Annotated in this window: 18 protein-coding genes; 15 read left to right on the top strand and 3 right to left on the bottom strand. The window is 54.4% G+C overall.

The window, feature by feature from the left end; translation table 11 throughout:
* Nucleotides 1-2: 2 nt before the first annotated feature.
* Nucleotides 3-806, top strand: a complete 804-nt coding sequence (locus CBW22_RS15090) for a hypothetical protein (RefSeq protein WP_088517095.1) — start codon at nucleotides 3-5, stop codon at nucleotides 804-806.
* A 255-nt stretch (nucleotides 807-1061) separates the two neighbouring features.
* Complete coding sequence (locus tag CBW22_RS15085) at nucleotides 1062-1343, top strand: membrane lipoprotein lipid attachment site-containing protein (protein WP_021509105.1); 282 nt, start codon at nucleotides 1062-1064, stop codon at nucleotides 1341-1343.
* 73 nt (nucleotides 1344-1416) lie between these two features.
* Here the strand turns inward: CBW22_RS15085 and CBW22_RS26355 are convergent, their stop codons facing one another.
* Nucleotides 1417-1569: a hypothetical protein gene (locus CBW22_RS26355; RefSeq protein ID WP_176428131.1), complete on the bottom strand. Its 153-nt coding sequence runs from the start codon at nucleotides 1567-1569 to the stop codon at nucleotides 1417-1419.
* A 282-nt stretch (nucleotides 1570-1851) separates the two neighbouring features.
* Complete coding sequence (locus CBW22_RS15080) at nucleotides 1852-3069, bottom strand: L-lactate MFS transporter (protein WP_088517094.1); 1218 nt, start codon at nucleotides 3067-3069, stop codon at nucleotides 1852-1854.
* A 280-nt stretch (nucleotides 3070-3349) separates the two neighbouring features.
* On the opposite strand from CBW22_RS15080, the gene CBW22_RS15075 reads away from it, so the two are divergent.
* Nucleotides 3350-3589 carry a hypothetical protein gene (locus tag CBW22_RS15075; RefSeq protein WP_021313687.1) on the top strand — a complete coding sequence of 80 codons (240 nt, stop codon included), beginning with the start codon at nucleotides 3350-3352 and terminating at the stop codon, nucleotides 3587-3589.
* A 36-nt stretch (nucleotides 3590-3625) separates the two neighbouring features.
* On the opposite strand, the gene CBW22_RS15070 is transcribed toward CBW22_RS15075, so the two are convergent.
* Nucleotides 3626-4525, bottom strand: coding sequence for a DMT family transporter (locus tag CBW22_RS15070; RefSeq protein WP_088517093.1), 900 nt, complete (start codon nucleotides 4523-4525; stop codon nucleotides 3626-3628).
* A 181-nt stretch (nucleotides 4526-4706) separates the two neighbouring features.
* On the opposite strand from CBW22_RS15070, the gene CBW22_RS15065 reads away from it, so the two are divergent.
* From CBW22_RS15065 to CBW22_RS15010, 12 genes are all read left to right on the top strand, one after another.
* A complete protein-coding gene (locus CBW22_RS15065; protein ID WP_088517092.1) occupies nucleotides 4707-5570 on the top strand; it encodes a helix-turn-helix domain-containing protein in 864 nt (287 codons plus the stop codon).
* A gap of 614 nt (nucleotides 5571-6184) precedes the next feature.
* On the top strand, nucleotides 6185-6682 hold the full coding sequence (gene tssB, locus CBW22_RS15060) for a type VI secretion system contractile sheath small subunit (RefSeq protein WP_088517091.1): 498 nt from the start codon (nucleotides 6185-6187) through the stop codon (nucleotides 6680-6682).
* 33 nt (nucleotides 6683-6715) lie between these two features.
* Entirely contained in the window at nucleotides 6716-8263 is a 1548-nt protein-coding gene (gene tssC / locus CBW22_RS15055) for a type VI secretion system contractile sheath large subunit (RefSeq protein WP_088517090.1), read from the top strand.
* A 17-nt stretch (nucleotides 8264-8280) separates the two neighbouring features.
* The gene (tssK, locus tag CBW22_RS15050) at nucleotides 8281-9621 is read left to right on the top strand and encodes a type VI secretion system baseplate subunit TssK (protein ID WP_088517089.1); all 1341 of its coding nucleotides are present in this window, start codon (nucleotides 8281-8283) and stop codon (nucleotides 9619-9621) included.
* Nucleotides 9618-10307, top strand: coding sequence for a type VI secretion system protein TssL, short form (gene tssL, locus CBW22_RS15045; RefSeq protein ID WP_021509113.1), 690 nt, complete (start codon nucleotides 9618-9620; stop codon nucleotides 10305-10307). Before tssK ends, tssL begins: the two co-directional genes overlap by 4 nt.
* Entirely contained in the window at nucleotides 10304-12010 is a 1707-nt protein-coding gene (locus CBW22_RS15040; protein ID WP_088517088.1) for an OmpA family protein, read from the top strand. The genes tssL and CBW22_RS15040 overlap by 4 nt, the downstream gene beginning before the upstream one ends.
* A 3-nt stretch (nucleotides 12011-12013) precedes the next feature.
* Nucleotides 12014-12505, top strand: coding sequence for a type VI secretion system effector Hcp (hcp, locus tag CBW22_RS15035; protein ID WP_058776563.1), 492 nt, complete (start codon nucleotides 12014-12016; stop codon nucleotides 12503-12505).
* Nucleotides 12506-12917: 412 nt separating this feature from the next.
* On the top strand, nucleotides 12918-15500 hold the full coding sequence (gene tssH / locus CBW22_RS15030; protein WP_254919522.1) for a type VI secretion system ATPase TssH: 2583 nt from the start codon (nucleotides 12918-12920) through the stop codon (nucleotides 15498-15500).
* On the top strand, nucleotides 15497-17848 hold the full coding sequence (locus CBW22_RS15025; RefSeq protein WP_088517087.1) for a type VI secretion system Vgr family protein: 2352 nt from the start codon (nucleotides 15497-15499) through the stop codon (nucleotides 17846-17848). The genes tssH and CBW22_RS15025 overlap by 4 nt, the downstream gene beginning before the upstream one ends.
* 14 nt (nucleotides 17849-17862) lie before the next feature.
* Nucleotides 17863-20049, top strand: a complete 2187-nt coding sequence (locus CBW22_RS15020; protein ID WP_088517086.1) for a M23 family metallopeptidase — start codon at nucleotides 17863-17865, stop codon at nucleotides 20047-20049.
* A 10-nt stretch (nucleotides 20050-20059) separates the two neighbouring features.
* A complete protein-coding gene (locus tag CBW22_RS26745) occupies nucleotides 20060-20515 on the top strand; it encodes an XAC2610-related protein (RefSeq protein WP_254919516.1) in 456 nt (151 codons plus the stop codon).
* A gap of 158 nt (nucleotides 20516-20673) precedes the next feature.
* Complete coding sequence (locus CBW22_RS15010) at nucleotides 20674-21288, top strand: hypothetical protein (protein ID WP_254919515.1); 615 nt, start codon at nucleotides 20674-20676, stop codon at nucleotides 21286-21288.
* Nucleotides 21289-21306 lie beyond the last annotated feature (18 nt).

Genomic DNA, 21306 nt, shown 5'->3' with positions numbered 1-21306 from the left:
CCATGTTCTCGCTTTTCCCGCTCACGCTGGCCGCTTTTATGCTGCTGGCGATCATCATCGTTATATTGCTGCGCACCACCGCGCTGCGCGTCTGGCAGGGTGTCCTGCTGTTTTTGCTGCCTGTGCTGCTGGCCAATCTGCTGTGGTTTAGCTGGCTGCATCCGCGTCAGGAGCGCGAGGCGCTGGCGGCGCAGGTGGCTACCCAACTGAGCGACGCGCCGGGTTATCGCGTGCTGAAAGTGCAGGAGCCGGCGCTGTGGCAACTGCTGAATCGCGAGCTGCAGCACAAGCTGGCAGAGGGCGTACCTGCGGAACAGGCGCTGGGCGATATGCGCGGCTGGCTGATGGATTTGGTGAATCAGCGCATGGCGCGCGCCAGCGATGCGGCGATCATCAACTACATCCGCGTTTCGGTGCAGGAGATGCAGGCGCTGCAGCAGCAGGATACGCAGCGCTGCTTCCGTTTCCTCTATCCGCAGGTCAGCGGTGGCGTCAATCTGCAACAGGTGCTGTCGCCGGAGCTTAATCAGCGCGATGGTGAAGCGCTCGAGGCACTGCTGCAAAACAGTACCGGCGACGAGCTGGCGGTGGATCAGCCCCAGGCGCAGCGCGATCTGCAGCGCGTGGTGGAAAAACTGTATGGCAAGTGGGGCGATAAGCTGCAGCAGCTGAATATGCCGGCGGATACGGCGGTGGATCGCGGCACGATGTGCGCGATGTCGATTGATCTTTACAGCGGAATTCTCGCATTGCCGGACAAACAAGCGGCCAATCTTTTGCGTAAGATGGTCAGCCTTACCGGATAACGGGCGAAAAAAAAGCCCGCTCAGCACGGGCATAAAGGTCACTTTCAGTATGTCTTTTTGTGGGTATCACCTGGTGTGGTGCAGACTTCGTTTTGTCTGAAGTCATCTTCTCACTGCTGATGTGATAAGGAAAACCGTTTGGTTTTATTGATTTGATTGGCGAAAGCTTTGCATTAATCGGACATTTCGCGTCTTTTTCCTATAGAGGCGTGTGGCGTTGCCTTTTACACTGCAACGTCTGATGAGGACACCCTAATGAATAAAATGCTTATTAGCGCGTTAGCGCTTTTTATGCTGGCCGGTTGTAGTGTCAGCAAACCCGGGGGTTTTGAGCGCGTAGATGAAGATGCCCGTTCAAATACCGTACAGTATCGTTACGATCCACAGAAGCTGGATAAAGATGCGCTGGAACTTGATCTGGCGAATTACTGTAACCAGCGCGGCTTCGATAAAGTCGAATCGCTTCCGGCGCAGGACAGCAATTTGCCTGGCCTGAAGAAAGTCTGGTATCAATGTAATTACGCGGTGAAAAGCTAAAAAATAAGGGCGGGATTGATTCCCGCCCTTTCTTTATTCATTTTTTATTATGTGCTGTGTGTGCTTTGCCCAATTACCAGTGACGATAGCCGCCATGGCCGTGATGCCAGCCGCCGCCGTGCCCGTGGCCCCAGCCGGGACCGCGTCCATGGTCATGCTCGATAATACACCCGCTTAGCATGGTCATCATCGCCACCACCGAAGCAGCTTTTATTAACTTCTTCATGGAGAGTCCTCCTCTTTTCCAATGAGGCCAGATTAACCGGGAAAAGTGGAGTGAAGATGCAGTGAATGTAGAGTTATTTCCGTAATTATTACCAGATATGTCAATTAAAAGATAAAAGTGACAGGGCGGGAAATAAACCAATCGGAATAAGCTGAATAGCGCCTGATAATAACCCGATTACTCTGAAATGCAAGGTTAAATAACAGTCATTCTCAACGCGTGATCAATTCTGTGGTTATCAGTAAAAAGCCTGCCGTGCATTTACACGGCAGGGTGGGTGAATTAATTATGCAGTACCGGCGCGACCAGGTTTTGACGATTTGGCAGACGGATACTGAGCGACAGCACCAGCGAGATCACCAGCAGCGTCATAATCAGACTGAAGGTCACGGTGAAGCCGCCGAAAACTGAAGCCACCAGCGAGCCAAGCACGCTACCGATGCCGAAGCCGAGATAGATCAGGCCGTAGTTTTTGGTCAGGTTGTTAAGGCCGAAGAAATCACTGACCAGTGACGGAAAGACGGTGATGGTGCCGCCAAAGCTGAACGCCACGCAGGCCAGCGATAGGAAGAAGGTAGTTTCATTCATGTGGGTGAACAGCAGGATGCTCATGCCGCTCAGCGAAACCAGCTGTGCCAGCGAAATGACCCGGATGCGCGCCATTTTGTCTGACAGCACGCCGAGAATCAGTCGTCCGCTCAGGTTGGCAATGGCAATTACCGTCACCGCATTGGCCGCCGTTTGCGTAGTCAGGTGCACCAGGCCTTCCCCAATGTCTTTCGCTACGCCAATCACATACAGACCGCTCATGCAGGCCGTCAGAAACATCAGCGCCAGCATCCAGTACTGCGGCAGGCGCACCGACTGCGCCAGCGTGAACTCCTGTGTGGCCTGCTGCTGACGTGAACCGGCCTGCTGCAGCGGCGCATCGCGCATCATCAGGGCACCGGCAATAATCATCGTCATCGCCAGCACACCCCAAATCACAAAGGTATTTTCCAGCCCCTGAGTGCTGAGCAGCGCGCCACAGATAAATTTAAAGCCGAGACTGCCGAGGCCGTAAGCGCCGATTGAACAGGCCGAAATCAGCCCTTTGCGCTCGGGAAACCACTTCACGCAGTTAGAGAGCGTCATCAGATAGCCCGCGCCATCGGCCAGCCCGACCAGAATGCCGGCGCTCAGGTACAGCATCATCAGGTTGTCAGCATGGGCGGTCAGCCAGAAGCCAATGGCCATCAGAATGCCTGCACCGATAGTGACATTGCGCACGCCAAAGCGCTCCTGCAGCTTGCCGGCCAGCGAGGAGGCAATCGCCAGACCGAGGCTGAGCAGACCAAAGGAAAAAGCCACCTGGCTGACTGGCGCATCCAGTTTCTGCGCCAGCTGGCCGTTAAACAGGCTCCAGGTATAAACCGAGCCGAGCGCGAACTGGGTAATGATGGTGCCTGCGAGGGTAAGGATACGGACACGCTGATGATTAGGGGTAACGGCTGTTGTCATTTTTCTCTCTCCCATCCGGGAATACGGAATCTGCAGCGATAATAAGCCTCACGCGGGCGCGGGTGGTGCGGACGGGCGTGAACGGAGCGGGAGACGGAATGAAATGCTATGAAACCGGTATGAATGGCATTGCGCCTTTACTTAAGCGCAGCGCGGGTGTCGTTACATGAACAGGCATTGCGACAGGTGAGCATGTGTAACAGGGTGTTTTAAGCGCAGCATCTGCGCGGCAAAACGCAGGAACTTTGCCAGGCTTATAGTTCATTCAACAGGAGGAAATATGAAAGACCGGGCATATGAATCCGTATCCAGCGGGGATGAGGTTTGCTGCATCATCGGTCAGGCGGTTATCGAGTTAAGCGATGAACAGCAGCCTGTGACCAGGTCCACCCTGTCGCTGAAATTACTGGCGATGGCCGACCGCGACAGAGATGATGAACGCGTTCTGCTTTACTGGATTGCCAGAAAAGCCATTAACCAACCTCACCAGCTCAACATCGGCGTCGGGGGCTGGCGCTAGAGGAGTGACAGAGCGGGCGCTATGCCCGCTCTTGCTTCAGGCCAGACGTAACCGGCGATGAGCCGGCCAGCGCACGAACATCACCATATTTCCTGCCAGAATCATCACCAGCCCGACGATAGCATTGCTATGCCACTGATAGCCTTCATACAGCGTCGAAAGCGTCAGCGCTACCAGTGGAAACAGCAGCGTGCTGTAAGCCGCCTGGCTGGCACCGATGCGCCCCACCAGCGTGAAGTAGGCACCAAAGCCCAGCACCGAGCCAAACAAAGCCAGATAGCTCATCGCCCCCAGCCACTGCAGATTGAGTGCCGGTGCCAGCGCGTCGCCATTCACCAGCGCCAGCAGGGCCATGATCAGCGCACCGTACAGCATGGCGTAGCTGTTGGTGGTCAGCACGTCGCGCTGACGACGTTGATGGCGAGTAGAAATCATATTGCCGAAGGAGAAACCGAGCGTGCCCAGCGCGCTCAGTCCCACGCCCCACAGCAGCTGCGGCGCAACATGGGCTGACTGAATATCCTGCCAGAACAGCGCAACAATCCCGCCGAGGCCCAGCGCGGCGGCGGGCAGCAGGCGGAAAGGCGGGCGCTGGCGGAAAAAGATCCAGCTGTTGAGCGCGTTATACAGCACCGCCATCGAAAAAATCACCGACTCCAGTCCGGTGCTGATCATCGCTGCCGCATGGTAAAAGCAGACAAAATTAAAACCGAATACGCAGCCGCCCTGTAACAGACAAAACAGGTGGTCACGCGCATCCAGCGTACGCAGACGTTTCAGCAGCCGGAGAAGCACCAGCATGGTCAACGAGGCGAACAGGAAGCGCCAGAACACCGCCACCAGTACCGGCGTATCGGCGGCCTGCTGCTGCAGAAAAATCGCAATCCAGGTGGTGCCCCAAATCAGCACCACCGCGAGGTATAACATCAGGTTCATCAGAAACTCTCCGGCGGAATCAGGCTCGCAGTGTGCCTGAGCGACAGGAGCGCGGCTTGCATGACTTTGCGCAGCACTTGCAAATTCTTGCGCTTTTTCCCGCCTGGTCCGGCATTGACCTGTTTTCTGTCCGGTCAGTTGCGTAAACTACAGACATCAACCCAGAGAGCGATGTCAGACCATGCCGGAATATCAGACGTTTACTATGCTTCAGCGTCACAAAGCGCAGCTGCGCGATAGCGTGCAGCTGAGCGGCGGCATTCGGCTGGCGGCGTGGTTCAACAGTGGCGATCGCGTGACCAACCTCAGCGATCACCATACGCTTAGCCTTTATGTGGCTGACGGTTACGATACCTGGCACAAAACGCCGCACGGCTGGCGCAACGGCGGCGCGCCGGATCGCTTTTGCCTGATGCCGTCTGGCACTGAGTCGACCTGGGATCTGCGCGCGGATTTATCCTTCGTGCACCTCTACTGCACCGATGCGCATTTGCGTCACCTCGGTGAGCAGGTGTGGGATCGCAGCCCGGCGCAGCTTAACCTGCATGAGAAGATTTTTGCCGACGATGACCGCATCACACAGCTGTATCGCCATTTTCTGCTGAGCGCCGACTGGCAGCAGCCGGCCAACCAGCTGATGCTGAGTAGCGCCTCAACACTGCTGATGACCCATCTGCTGCAGCGCTACAGTCAGGTACAGTGGCAGCTGCCGCAGGTGCGCGGCGGACTGGCACCGGCGGTATTGCGCCGCGTGCTGGCGTTGATCGATACGCAGCTGGATCAGCCGTTAACGCTGGCCCAACTGGCGGCAGAGGCGGCGCTCAGCGAATACCATTTTGCGCGTATGTTCCGCAGCAGCACCGGCGAAGCGCCGCACCAGTATGTGATGCGCCGCCGTATGGAAGCCGCGCAGCAGCTGCTGCAATTCAGCACGCTGTCGCTCACTGAGATTGCCCTGCGCTGCGGTTTCCACTCCTCCAGCCATTTCAGCAACCGCTTCCGCCAGCGGCACGGTATGGCACCCTCGGCATGGCGTCAGCGCTGACGGGGCAGTTGGAATGAAGTTTGTGAGGAATAGATTACTGAATTAGCAGCGGCGCGATTGATCGCATACGTCATTATGTCGTGAACCACGCTATCCTGATTGATTCCCTCTGGTCGCTCCCGAACGTTATTTATACGAAATTTCCCACATGGGTGGTGATTTATACGATTACGTTGAACTGATGTAGCACGGGGCTTAAGTGCGCTCTGTTTTACCTGAAATCTTTACTTCATCTCATTACCGTCCTGTATGAAATTCCGCACTGCTTTTATCCGCAATTTTTATCTTTTTATGTCATTTCTTTCTTGATGGTGGGATGGTTTCTGGCGGATTTTTTATTTTGACCTGAATCAATAAATTCACGCTTTGTTAATATTAATCCACAACTTTATTTTTTATTGGCATTAATGTGCGGCCTTTAATGTCTTTGCCAGTTTTTTTAGCTGGTTTCAGGTGACAATGATCTGCATTTTTTAGTGTTAACGGCTTGTGTCTGTCACTTTTGTAGCTTAAAGATCTGGCTATTTGCTTTTTTGTCGATCATTGCTCTGTTGTTACCTCTAAAGTAGTATGGCGCGAAAAATGTGTGCTGAGATAAAAAGAGGGATGATGAAATGGCAGATAGTTTCCAGAATGAAGTGCCAAAGGCACGTATTAACTTAAAACTTGACCTGCATACCGGGGGCGCAAGCAAGAAAACCGAGCTTCCGCTGAAATTACTGGTGGCAGGCGACTTCAGTCATGGTCAGGCGACCGCACCATTATCAGAGCGAGCCAAAGTTAATCTGAACAAAAATAATTTTGACGCAGTGCTTTCCGAATATTCGCCAAAAGTCACAGTTGCCGTTAAAAATACGCTGGCCGATGACGGCAGCGAAGACAGCATCAGTCTGACTTTCCAGAGCATGAAAGATTTCTCTCCGGAACAGGTCTCCCGGCAAATACCTCAGCTGAAGGCCATGCTTTCCATGCGTAATTTACTGCGTGATTTAAAAGCCAACCTGCTGGATAACCAGGCCTTCCGAAAAGAGCTGGAAAAAATTCTGCTGGACCCGGCGTTAAGTGCAGAACTGCGCGCTGAGCTCTCAACCCTGGCACCAAAACAGCCATAACCATCACGATGATTTAACGGATTAATAAGGAAGATGCTGATGTCTGTAAATAATGAGAATGCGACGGGTGGCGAGAGCGTGGTGCTGGAGCGTCCGGCAGCCGGTGGGGTTTATGCCACCCTGTTTGAAAAAATCAATCTCAACCCGGTTTCTGAGCTGAGCGCGCTGGATATCTGGCAGGATGCGCAGGCGATGTCGGATGCAACGGCGGATGAGCGTTTAACCGCCGGCATGCAGGTATTTCTGGAGTGCCTGAAAAAATCAGGCGCAAAAGTTGAAAAACTCGACAAAAACCTGATTGACCATCATATCGCCGCGCTGGACCACCAGATCAGTCGTCAGCTGGATGCGGTCATGCACAGCGAAGAGTTCCAGGCAGTGGAGAGCCTGTGGCGCGGCGTGAAATCGCTGGTTGATAAAACCGATTTCCGCCAAAACGTGAAAGTCGAACTGCTGGATATGTCTAAAGAAGATCTGCGTCAGGACTTCGAAGACAGCCCGGAAATTATCCAGAGCGGCCTGTATAAACACACCTACATTGATGAGTATGACACACCAGGCGGCGAGCCGATTGCGGCGCTGATTTCCGCTTATGAGTTTGATGCGTCTGCGCAGGATGTTGCCCTGCTGCGCAATATTTCAAAAGTGTCTGCTGCGGCGCATATGCCGTTTATCGGCTCTGCCGGCCCGCAATTCTTCCTCAAGGATTCAATGGAAGACGTGGCGACCATCAAAGATATCGGTAACTATTTTGACCGCGCTGAATACATCAAGTGGAAATCCTTCCGCGAGACGGACGATTCGCGCTACATCGGTCTGGTGATGCCGCGTGTGCTGGGTCGCCTGCCGTATGGCCCGGACACCGTACCGGTGCGCAGTTTTAACTACGTTGAAGAAGTCAAAGGTCCGGATCACGACAAATATCTGTGGACCAACGCCTCGTTTGCCTTCGCATCCAACATGGTGCGCAGCTTCATTAACAATGGCTGGTGCGTGCAAATCCGTGGTCCACAGGCCGGTGGTGCGGTGCAGGATCTGCCGATTCATCTGTACGATCTGGGCACCGGTAATCAGGTGAAGATCCCGAGTGAGGTAATGATCCCGGAAACCCGTGAATTCGAGTTCGCCAATCTCGGTTTCATTCCGCTGTCCTACTACAAAAACCGCGACTACAGCTGCTTCTTCTCGGCCAACTCCACCCAGAAACCCGCGCTGTATGACACTGCGGACGCCACCGCCAACAGCCGCATTAACGCCCGTCTGCCGTATATCTTCCTGCTGTCGCGTATCGCGCATTATCTGAAGCTGATTCAGCGTGAAAACATCGGCACCACCAAGGATCGGCGTCTGCTGGAACTGGAGTTGAACACCTGGGTGCGCAGTCTGGTGACCGAAATGACCGATCCGGGCGATGAGCTGCAGGCTTCTCACCCGCTGCGCGACGCGAAGGTGGTAGTGGAAGATATCGACGACAACCCGGGCTTCTTCCGCGTCAGGCTGTACGCCATCCCACACTTCCAGGTAGAGGGCATGGACGTCAACCTGTCACTGGTTTCCCAGATGCCGAAGGCGAAATCGTAAGCGAAGGCAGGAAGCCAATGAAAACGGAACAACCGTTATGGGGCAGGGGCGTTATGGTCTCTCCCCAGCACTTCCAGCAACAGGTCGCCTATGCGGCCTGGTCTGCGGAATGCATCGCCCGGCTGGGCCTCTCCCATCCCTGGGGGATGATTGCTGCCACCTTCGAACCTGATGCACTGAAGCTGGGCCGCCTGCAGGCCCGTCATCTGCACATCCGTTTCCCCGATGGCACGCTTATCGACACCGATAACGCCGATGACCTGCCGCCGGTGCTGATGCTTGAGGGCGAATCACAGGGCGTGGTGGTGGTGCTGGCGCTTCCGCTGCTGCGGGCAAATGGCGGCAACTGCCTTAAACCCGATGAGGTGGCCGAGCGCCCTGTGCGTTATCGCCAGCGCTGGCGGGATGTCCGCAACACCTTTGGCGACGATACCCGACAGATTGCAGTGATGCAGCCAGAGCTGACGCTGCGTTTTGCCCATCAGAACAACAGTGATTATCTGACCTGTCCGGTCGCCCGTCTGCAGCAGGATTCACAGGGCAGCTGGGCACTCGATGAAACCTGGCTTCCGCCACTGCTGGCTCTGCAGGGCAGCCGCTGGCTGGTAACCCAGCTGGAACAATTGATGACGCAACTGCGTGCCCGTCTGAGTCGACTGATGGCCATGCGACGTGAAAGTAACGAGCGCATGGCCGACTTTGCCGTGGCTGATGTGTCGTTGTTCTGGCTGCTCAATGCCCTGAACAGCGCAGAACCGGTGCTCGGCCAGTTTCAGCGTAACCTGCAAAGCCCACCGGAGCGTTTGTACCCGGAACTGGCGCGGCTTGCGGGCAGCCTGCTGACTTTCTCGCTGGAACATCAGGTGAGTGCTATTCCGGTCTGGCAGCATGAACAGCTGAATAACGTCTTCCCGCCGCTGTTTGACTTACTGGGCGATCTGCTGGAAGCCAGCCTGCCGTCGCGGGTGGTGGCGATTGAGCTTGAGCACGATGCCCGGCTGCACGTCTGGCAGGCCCGTCTGCATGACTCCCGTCTGCGCGAAGGGGCGGATTACTACCTTTCCGTGCGTTCACCGATGCCGGTGGCACAACTGCAGGAGCAGTTCCCGCGCCAGTGCAAGATCGGCAGTCCCGATCATGTCAGGAGTATCGTCAATTCCTCACGGGTGGGCGTGCCACTGACGCCACTGCGCCATGTGCCGGCAGCCATTCCGCTGCGTCTGGAAAACCAGTATTTCAGCCTTGATGTCTCGCATCCCCTGGCCAGTGAAATGCTTCAGAGCGGCACCTGTATGTTTTACGTTCCGGGCATGCTCGGCGAGCCTGAACTTGAACTTTTTGCGGTACTGAGAACATGAGTGAGCCTAAACGCAGTACTGCTGCGCCCATTGATATTGATGCTCTGCTGCAGGATACCTGGCTGCAGGTCATCAGCCTGCGTCACGGTCCGACGTTTCAGGATGGAGAAGGGCGCACGTTGTGGGAGCGTTGCATTGCCGATGTCGAACGTGTGCAGCGTGAGCTGAAAGCGAGCGAACTCGATGAAGTCAGCTGTCAGCATATTCTCACCGCACAGTGTGCGCTGCTTGATGAGGCGGTCAAAGGTCGTGGTGTGGAGGATGACGCCTGCGTGCAGTGGTATGACATTCCCCTGCAGGGGCACTTCCTCGGCACCATGGATGCCGGTGATACGCTGTGCGATCGCATGCGTGATGTGCTGCGTGAACCGGCGCCTGACCAGGCTGTTATGACCTGCTTTCAGCGGGTCATGATGCTGGGGTTCCTCGGCAGTTTCCGCTCTCTTAACGATCCGGAGCGCCAGAAACTCGTCAACGCGCTCAGCGAACATGTCACGCCGTTCAGCTATCCACCAACCCATCCGGTTCTGGCGGAAAGCCGTACCGGACGAGAAATGGGTGGCTGGCTGGCTTCATGGCCCGTGCGTATTGGCCTGAGCGTGGTGCTGGTGGCTGCGCTGTGGTGGGGACTGAGCCACTGGCTGGATCAGATGCTGGTGACCCTGCTGCCGGGAGCCGTGAAATGAGTCCTGCACAGCAGCGCGGGCTTGCGCTGTGGGCCGCCCTGCTGAGTGCCGTGGTTTGCCTGAGTTTCCTGCCGGTATCGCGACTGGTTTCGGTGCTCTTTCTGCTTGCGGTGCTGGGGCTTATCCTGGCGTTGTGGATTGTCGCCAGGCGTCGTGCGGAGCATGACGTCGTTCTAAGTCTGGATGACCTCCCGGAAGCCACTTACCGTCAGCCTGTAGTGCTGGTCTGTGGCGATCTGCCGCTGGCATGTATGCAGCAGTCATCGGTGCTTACAGTGACACAGGGATGCTGGATCCGCGTGGAGGAACATCAGGATCTGCAACAGGTTGCCTGTCAGATTCTGCGGTTGCGTCCTGACTGGGGCTGCCAGCTGTCGGTGATGGTCAGCGTCTGTCCGCAAAAACACGCCGACAGCGAGCGGCTTACCCGTCGTCTGCTGGCGCTGCGCTGGCAAATCAGCCAGCTGCGTAAAGAAACCGGGCATTCTGTGCCGCTGGTTCTGAATGGTCAGGTTGGCAGTGCGATGACCAATGATCTGCTCTGGCAGGCGGCTATCCCTGGGGAAGGGGTGAGGGTCTGGCGTGCGTCTTCAGCGCCGGGCTCAGTCGCTGCATGGGTCACCACCGGTGGCGCGCCTGCGATGCAGCAACAGGTGCTGATGAACAGCCTGATGAGCTGGTTCCGGTTGCACGTTAAAGCGGTCTTCATTGATGAGAGCCCTGATGTTCCGGTCATTGCACCGGTTGCGGTGCTGTGGGGATTGGGACCGATCCTGGCCGGAAGTCTGGCCACCTCGGTATGGACGGCATGGCTGTCCCGTCATACTGCGATGCAACAGGTAGCGGGCTGGCAGCCGGTGGGAACGGACAGTACGGTTATTGCCGCGTTGCCGGATTTTATCCTGCCGCTGCTGCCGGAAGGGCGAGGCCTGACGCCGCGTGGGCAAGCCTTCCGTTATGCGCTCGCGATTTTCACGCTGGCGGCCATGGCTGCACTGCTCAGCAGTGGCTGGAACAATCGCCAGTTGCTGCAGCGTGTCAGCTTCGATATTGCCCGTTATGAACGCATCCCGATGCAGGATTTCGCACCCAAAGCCGACGCTGTTGCTGTCCTGCGTGACGATGCGGCCGGGTTGGATGACCACGCGCGCAATGGCGTACCGATGCGGATGGGCCTTGGTCTGTATCAGGGCGAGCGTCTGCGAATGCCTGTGCTGGATGCGATCCGTTCGTATGTACCCCCGCCACCGCCGCCAAAACCGCAGCCGAAACCGGTGCCGAAAATTGTCCGCCTCGACAGCATGTCGCTGTTTGATTCCGGCAAATCGGCGCTGAAAGCCGGGTCCACCAAAATGCTGGTGAACTCACTGGTCGGCATCAAAGCGAAGCCGGGCTGGCTGATTGTGGTCGCCGGCCACACCGATAACACCGGTAACCCGCAACTGAACCAAACGCTCTCTCTGAAACGTGCCGAAGCGGTGCGCGACTGGATGCGTGACACCGGTGATGTACCGGAAAGCTGTTTTGCGGTGCAGGGCTATGGCGAAAGCCGCCCAGTCGCAACCAATGACACGACGGATGGGCGTGCGCTTAACCGTCGCGTCGAAATCAGTCTGGTACCGCAGGCTGATGCCTGCCAGATACCGGGCAACCCCCAGACGTCATCGCAGGATGATGACGTATCACAACACAACGGAGAGTAATCCATGGCAATCCCTGTTTATCTTTGGCTGAAAGACGACGGTGGTGCGGACATTAAAGGTTCTGTGGACGTTCAGGATCGTGAAGGCAGCATCGAAGTGGTGGCACAGCAGCATAACCTGTACATCCCGACCGACAACAACACCGGCAAGCTGACCGGTACCCGCATCCACACCCCGTTCCTGTTCACCAAGGAAATCGACTCCTCCAGTCCTTACCTGTACAAGGCGGTGACCACCGGCCAGACCCTGAAGTCTGCGGAATTCAAGTGGTACAAAATCAACGACGCGGGCCAGGAAGTGGAGTACTTCAACACCAAACTCGAAAACGTGAAAGTGGTGAAAGTCAATCCGGTAATGCATGACATCAAAAATCCTTCTTTCGAGAAGCACAACCACCTTGAGCAGATCGAACTGCGCTACGAAAAAATCACCTGGACCTATAAAGACGGCAACATCATTCATTCAGATAGCTGGAACGAACGCGCCACCGCCTGATTACGCGTCATATTTCGTGCCGCAGGTGCGTTGGCCGCACTCGTCCGCCCCGGTCACATAGTTATCTATGCTCCCGGGGCGGATGAGCTTGCCGCCTTCCTGCGACACGAACTATTTAGCGTAATCGACTGTGTGATGGCGTCGTGGGGCGGCATTCTGGCCGCCCAAATTCGGCCGTGTTGCCTTGTTCGCGACCGTGATACGCATTCTGTCAGATGTCTGGTGATTTCATCCGCGGCGGGTGAAATCACAAGTCATTTCCTTCTTTCCTGCTGCCTTATGCGCTTTGGTTTACAGCGATGGGCGGTAGCGTGCCCCCAATCAGGAGATTTTTGCTATGGACAGTCAGTCAGCCGCGCTTCTGCGTCGTCTTAACCCATTCTGCGCGCAGGCACTGTAAGCCGCCGCCTCCCTGTGTCAGACCCGCGCCCATGCGGAAATTTTTCCGGAGCACTGGCTGCTGAAGCTGCTCGAACAGGGGGAAGGTGACCTGACGGTGCTGGCACGCCGCTATGAGTGGGATATGGATATGCTGTGGCAGGATTTGCTTGCCTGGCTGGATAAACTGCCGCGTTCAGTCCGTCAGCGTCCGCAGTTATCTGACACTCTTCAGACGCTGATGCAGGAAGCCTGGCTGATTGCTTCTCTTAACGGTGAGGAACAGATTCGCAGCGTCCATCTGCTGATGGCGCTGGTTGATAAACAGAAACTGGTGCGCTGTGACGGGCTGTGGCCGCTGCTGACGCTGGGCCACAGTCAGCTGGAGCGTCTGCGCCCGCTGCTTGATGGGCAGTCGGAGGAACGCCCGGAACGGCAACAGGCAGCGGAACTTGCGCAGAGTCATGGTGGTGAGGTGGAGTTTGTCGGGCGCCCGGTCGGCGCGGACATAAAGGAAGGCGAACTCAATCCGGCGCTGCAGAACGCACTGGATAAATTCACGCTCGACGTTACTGCCAAAGCCAGAGAAGGCAAAATCGACCCGGTGTTTGGGCGCGATACGGAGATCCGCCAGATGGTGGATATTCTCTCGCGTCGTCGCAAAAACAACCCGATTCTGGTCGGCGAACCGGGCGTCGGCAAAACCGCGCTGGTGGAAGGCCTGGCTTTACGTATCGCTGAAGGCAACGTTCCGGAAAGCCTGAAGCCGGTAGTTCTGCGCACCCTCGACCTTGGTTTGTTGCAGGCGGGCGCAGGCGTGAAGGGCGAATTCGAACAGCGCCTGAAAAACGTCATTGATGCGGTGCAGCAGTCCCCGGTACCGATTCTGCTGTTTATCGATGAAGCGCACACCATTATTGGTGCCGGCAATCAGGCGGGCGGCGCGGATGCCGCCAACCTGCTGAAACCGGCACTGGCGCGTGGCGAACTGCGCACCATCGCCGCCACCACCTGGTCTGAATACAAGCAATACTTCGAACGCGATGCTGCACTGGAACGTCGCTTCCAGATGGTGAAAGTGGACGAGCCGGACGACGAGACCGCCTGCCTGATGCTGCGCGGCCTTAAATCCCGCTACGCCGAACACCACAACGTGCATATCACTGATGATGCAGTCCGTGCGGCCGTCACGCTGTCCCGCCGCTATCTGACGGGCCGCCAGCTGCCGGACAAGGCGGTTGACCTGCTGGATACTGCGGCCGCACGTGTACGGATGAGCCTCGACACGGTGCCAGAACAAATTGTGCGCCTGAAAGCAAAACTGACCGCACTGGCACTGGAAGCGCAGGCGCTGTGGGAAGATATCGCCGCCGGCAGCAGCCGTCATGATGACCGCCTGGGTGCCATTGAGCAGCAGCGGACTGAACTGGAGACGCGCATCGAAGAGCAGGAAGCACGTTTCAGCCACGAAAAGGCGCTGGCACAGCAACTGACGGCCAGCCGCCAGGACATCAGCCAGCAGGCTGAGATCTCCGACCTGCAACAGCGGCTCGAACAGGCGCAGCAGGGCGATGTGCTGGTTCAGGTGGATGTGGACACCCGCACCGTCGCGAATGTGATTGCCGACTGGACCGGCGTACCGCTGTCCTCGCTGATGAAAGACGAGCAAACCGAACTGCTGACGCTGGAAAACGAAATCGGCCAGCGTGTGGTCGGGCAGGACGTGGCGCTGACCGCCATCGCCCGGCGCCTGCGCGCGGCGAAGACCGGACTCACGTCAGAGAACGGCCCGCAGGGCGTGTTCCTGCTGGTTGGCCCGAGTGGCGTCGGTAAAACCGAAACCGCGCTGGCGCTGGCGGACGTGCTGTACGGCGGTGAAAAATCGCTGATTACCATCAACCTGTCCGAGTACCAGGAGCCGCACACTGTTTCCCAGTTGAAAGGTTCACCGCCGGGCTACGTGGGTTACGGTCAGGGCGGCATTCTCACCGAAGCGGTACGCAAGCGCCCGTACAGCGTGGTACTTCTCGATGAGGTGGAAAAGGCGCACCGAGACGTGATGAACCTGTTCTACCAGGTGTTTGATCGCGGCTTTATGCGCGACGGCGAAGGGCGTGAAATCGACTTCCGTAACACCGTTATCCTGATGACCTCCAACCTCGGCAGCGACCATCTGATGCAGCTGCTGGACGAACGGCCGGATGCCACCGAAGGCGACCTGCACGAGCTGCTGCGCCCGATATTACGCGACCACTTCCAGCCGGCGCTGCTGGCCCGTTTCCAGACGGTGATTTACCGCCCGCTGGCGGAAGCTGCGATGCGCACCATCGTGGAAATGAAGCTGTCACAGGTCAGCAAACGCTTACATCGTCACTACGGTTTGACCACGCAGATTGATGAGAGCCTGTATGGCGCGCTGACCGCCGCCTGCCTGCTGCCGGATACCGGCGCGCGCAACGTTGACAGCCTGCTCAATCAGCAGATTCTGCCGGTGCTGAGTCAGCAACTGCTGAGACACATGGCCGCCAGACAGAAACCACAGTCGCTATGGCTGAGCTGGAGCGAGGAAGAGGGGATCGGGCTGGAGTTTGACCGGACTGAAGGAGATAACGCATGAACACCCGTCTCCCGATCAGATTCAGCCACAGCCATCACCAGTTGTCGGTGAAGGGATGTGAAGCAGGGCTTGATGTACTGGCGTTTGAAGGCGATGAAGCGCTCAGCCGGCCGTTCAGCTACCGTATTGAATTCACCAGCTCTGACCATGCCATCAGCAAAGAGATGATGCTGATGAAAGCGGCCTCCCTGACGCTGCAGGCTCCGGTTGACCATGGTTACGGCATCAAAATACAGCAGGCGGTGCGCACCCTTCAGGGCGTGGTGAGCGGCTTTGAACGCCTCGGTACATCAAAAGATGAAACCCATTATGCCCTGACGCTGCAGCCACGCCTGGCGCTGCTTGACCGTTCGCATCAGAACGCCATTTATCAGGACATGTCGGTCCCGCAGATTGTGGAAAAAATCCTGCGCGAGCGTCACAACCTGCGCGGTCAGGATTTTCTGTTCTCGCTCTCAAAAGAGTACCCGCGCCGTGAGCAGGTGATGCAGTACGGCGAGGATGACCTGCGCTTCATTACCCGCCTGCTGGGTGAGGTGGGTATCTGGTTTCGCTTTACCACGGATACACGTCTGAACATCGACGTGGTGGAGTTTTACGACGGTCAGCAGGGGTATGAAAAAGGCCTGACGCTGCCTTCAGTGCCGCCGTCGGGCCAGCATTCAGACGGAGTGGACGCGGTGTGGGGCATGGAGAGCCATCATAACGTGGTGCAGAAGCAGGTCAGCACCCGCGACTACAACTACCGCCAGGCCACGGATGACATGAATACCGAGGTCGATGTGACCCGCGGGGATGCCACCACCTGCGGGGATGCCTACCACTGGGGGGACAACTACCTTACCCAGGGTAATACATACGACCGCAATCCGGCTGCGGAGTCGGGGGCGTTCTATGCCCGCATTCGTCATGAGCGCTACCTGAATGGCCAGACCCGGACCCATGCCACCACCAGCTGCCCGACCCTCTCTCCGGGCCAGGTGCTCAACGTCACCGGTGGGTATGAAGTGGCCGAGGTGTTTGCTCAGGGCGTGGTCATCACGGCGATGCGCAGCCATGCGCGGCGTGACCGGGATTTTGAAGTGAATTTTGACGGGATCCCGGACAGCACGGATTTTAGTTTCCGTCCTGAGCCAGGCTCACGCCCGGTGATGGCCGGCACATTACCGGCCCGCGTAACCAGCACCACCGAGAACGACACCTACGGCCACATCGATAAAGACGGCCGCTATCGCGTCAATATGCTGTTTGACCGGGATAACCGGGAAACCGGGTTCGAGAGCCTGTGGGTGCGCCAGTCCCGCCCGTATGCCGGCGATACTTACGGTCTGCACCTGCCACTGCTGGCGGGCACCGAAGTGGCGATTGGCTTTGAGGACGGTAACCCGGACCGGCCGTACATCGCCGGCGTGCTGCACGACTCGGCGCACGGCGACCACGTCACCATCCGCAACTACAAACGCAACGTGCTGCGCACGCCGGCGAACAACAAAATCCGCCTCGACGACGAGCGCGGAAAAGAGCATGTCAAGGTCAGCACCGAGTACGGCGGCAAGAGCCAGCTGAATCTGGGACACCTGGTCGACAGCGAAAAGCAGAAGCGTGGGGAGGGTTTCGAGCTCAGAACCGACAGCTGGGGCGCCATCCGGGCACAGAAAGGGATGTTTATCAGCGCTGATGGCCAGACGAAAGCACAGGGCCAGGTGCTGGAAATGCAGCCGGCGGTCAGCAATCTGGGGGATGCCCGGGCGCAGATGACGTCCATCTCCGATGATGCGCAGAAGGCGACCGCGAACCCGGCCGATCTCCAGGCGCAAATTAAACTGCTGGAACAGCAGCTGACGGATCTCAAAAAATCGGTACTGCTGCTCAGCTCACCGGATGGAATGGCGCTGACCAGCGGACAACATCTGCAGGTATCAGCCGGGCAGAACCTGATAGCCACTGCCGGTAAAAATGCCGACGTCAGCGTGGTGAAAAATCTGTTCATCGGGGTGGGCAGTGCCCTGAGCGTGTTTGTTCGCAAGCTGGGGATCAAGCTCATCGCGAACCAGGGGCCGGTGAAGATCCAGGCACAGAATGATTTGATGGAGCTCATCGCTCGTGGAGAAATCAGCGTCGTCAGTACTGAAGATCGTATCGAAATTATTGCCAGTAAGCAGGTCACGATCAACGGGGGTGGAAGCTATATCACCCTTGATGCCAATGGTATTGAATCTGCCACTCAGGGTGAGTACCGGACTAAAGCCGGGCACTACGGGCGAAAAGAAAAGGCCAGCAAACAAGAAGACTTTCCGAATGTGGCTGCTGAAACCACAGAACCTTCCAGTAAATTCATATTTTCCTGACAGGGAGTCAGTCTATGATTATCAGCCCACCGCTTCTTAAAGCGAAAGAAGCTCATGAAACTGATGTGGCCTGGATTGAGAGAGTGATGACCGTTGTTGATGGTCGTGATTTTCCGGTAAACATCTATGGCTCGTGGCATGGTGGGATCCATATCCATCACACTGACGAGGGAAGGCCTGCGGAGAAAGTGCGGGCGATTGCAGATGGCACCGTCGTTTCACTGCGTAATAGCTCCGACAAACGTGATCAGGCACCACTGAATCTCAATGCTGATAAGCCGAACTCTAAAGGCAGTGATGATGGTTATGTGCTGATAAAGCATGAAACTGAGATCGGCAGCGGTGATGAAGCAAAAGTAGTTTTCTACTCCCTCTACATGCACCTGAAGTCGCTGGCTGAAACTGTTAAGGAAGGTGAGAAAGTTTATCGTAAAGATCCGTTGGGTACTCCCGGGGTGGTGGATGGAGTGAATGCGTTCCACTTCCAGGTTTTCTGCGATGACGACAACATCAGCAGGCTGACGGGCAGGAAAACAGGAGAGCTGGATATTTCGAAGAATGGCCGCACCGATGCGGTTTACGGCGATATTCATTTTTATCTTCCGAGCGGAACGAAGCTTTATGATAAGGCACCCGAAAATAACAGTACTTCTCTAACCGGACTTTCTGAGCTCTATACCAGCAATGCGCCTCTGTATGCCAGCATGACTCTGGCCCAAGGCAACTGTACGATGGTAACGCGGCAGAAAAATACGCAGGTTGATGAGAAATATGATCTGCTGGGCGAGCCACTGGTGAATGCTGATGGCAAAGACTACGAATATAATCTCTATAAAACCGCGATGCGGAATTATAAGGAGAGCCCAAGTGCCGGATTCGAATTACTTCGTTTTGGACGGGTAATCAATACTGAGCATGAAACACTGGTGCCGGCAGACGCGCCATTATGGATGACGGTCAATTACCCGGGAGGAAAAGGGGTGGTCAATCTTGCTGACTCCAGCATTAAAAAGTTTAGTGACGCTGATTTCCCTCACTGGACGGGCTGGCAATTGGTCGATGACGATAGTGACAGCGACAGCCAGTGTAATTCAGCCGCTATCAAGAAACTACAGGAAAGCGGTGAGTTCGATAACCAGTGCGGAAAGTTAATCTGTCATTTCCCGTTCGAATGGGAAAAAAACACAATCGACACCCGCTTCTCGTGGCTGAAAATGGGAAATGAAGAGCATGATCCGATGACGCAAGAAGATTATGCAAAATTCAAGACTCATGCCGAAGCGTTGTGTTTTGACTCTGCGGAACTTAGTAGCGGGAGCTTGTGGCATTTTGAACCAAAGGCATTTATTGAACATTTTAGGAATTGTAGTTGGATGAGTCTTGATGAGTTAGCCTCCACATTTCCGAAGTACTTATTTTACTCATCAAGCGGCAACCCAAGAACGGCTCAAAAGCAGCCTGCAAGCGTATATTCAATAAATCATACCCATGCTAAAAGTAGAATTGAGTCACATTATGACTCTTTGAATTTAAGTATTAGAAAATATATTGGAGGAGATAAGAAAAGAATATCATTCTTCTTACCTCAGACATTACTAGAAACTGCGCAGTGGAGAGATTTAGGTGGCAGCAGAAGGTTATTACATGAGTGGGGGTTTGGTCGTTATAACTCAGTGAATCCAGCCACAGAGTATTATACTGTTTTTTATGGCAGAGGGATTATGCAACTTACATGGGCTGGACTGTATAAAACCTACGGTGAATACCGAAGTTTTCCAAATCACTCAGGCTCATATACTGATAGATTACACACTGATACCCCTAGGCTTACTGCAGTCTCAACTCATTATACAGTCCATCCCGATGATGGTGGTACTTTGTTCCGATGGTCTCCAAGATTTGATCCCGATATTGTGGCTGAAGATTCATACAACGCTTGTGATTCTGGAGGCTTTTATTGGGCTTCAAAAGTCTATAAACACAAAACGTCAATGAACAGAGTCGCAGATGACGATTTTACTGCGGACAATGTTAGGTTAATTAATCGTTTGGTTAATGGAGGGTCAAATGGATACTATGAAAGGCAAGCGCACTCAAAATTTATAGGGCTTTATTTGATGGATGAAGTAAATACTAACACCACGGTTAGCGTAAGTCCTACTGGAAAGTCTCGCATTGTTGTAGACTTAACAAAATCATAAAGGTATTACTATGAAATATGCTTTTTTCTTTTTGTTCATTTTTACCAAAATTGCATTTGGTTGTGATGATGATATTTTAGATGTTAATAGTGCAAAAAAAATTTCTGCTAAGGTTTTGCTGAAAGATAATGATTCGTTGGAAGTATCAGTTTCAGAAGCCGGCAAGGAAGTTAATCAAGAAAATGTTGATGTGTCATCGGAGAAAAAAAATCACATTACATTTGAAGATTACAATCGTGATGGCTATAAAGATTTTAGTATTTGGCATCTGGATGAGGGAATGGGTACTTATAAAATTTATAGGTTTTTTGTCTTTTCTCCTGCCGACAACAAGTTCAAAGAGATAAAGCCAACATGCGGCGATGACTTTGTTAACGTAAGAATTGAAAGTCATGATCTGATTAATATGATTTATGACGATAACACTCCAAAGTCATGCTCTATCCCCCTCAAAAGTCTTAAATAACTGCATTCGATATGTAAAAGAGATATATAGAGTCAAAGATATATTTAATTGAAAAATTGTATCAATGATCGAAGCCTGGGAAAAGTTAAATTTCCTAGTCATTAGGGCATCCATGTAAGTATGTAAGCACAGAACATAATGTTATGAAAAAAGTTTGCATGCCATTCATTATCGGTTTCGGTTTTTTCTCTATGGCTTCTGTTCTTACTGCTAATGCAGGATTTGTATCTGTAACCAGAACCCTGTCATCTGATTCAAGTGCCGACATTTCGTCGTCATCCAATTTTGATGCATGCAATATGCATTTTATTGATTTTAAATACCCCGCATTGTCTGATGATGAGTACTTCCAAAAAAAATCACCAATATCGGAGTGGACTTGCCTGTATTCTGGTGAAGCATTTGAAGCAGGATATGATGTACAGCAGGTTAACAACAAGGGGGTCAGTGTTAGTGCCGCTGATAATAAAATTGTTTATGACTACAAGAATAAGGTATGGAAATCAATTCCGGATGCTACATATGTGAAAAATGGGAAGGCTAATCATCTGTCTCTATTTCAGGTTAAAAGCAAAGATGTATCTGGTTTTATGGCTGTTAATGCCATGGCGAAACTTAAAGATGGAACGCCAGGCCAGAGTGTTTATTTTTGTTTGATACATAAAAACAATGCCCTATGTGGTTCTGGTGTTAATTCTTCGGATAATAAAGGTGAAGATCTATCTAAAGAAACATTGAAATTGCTTGAGAGCATTTCATTTGATGATGACTAGCATTAGTTAAAGTTTGGA

It is taken from the genome of Pantoea sp. VS1 (assembly GCF_002207995.1).
Taxonomy (GTDB): Bacteria; Pseudomonadota; Gammaproteobacteria; order Enterobacterales; family Enterobacteriaceae; genus Pantoea; species Pantoea dispersa.
This window is presented reverse-complemented; position numbering and strand designations above follow the sequence as displayed.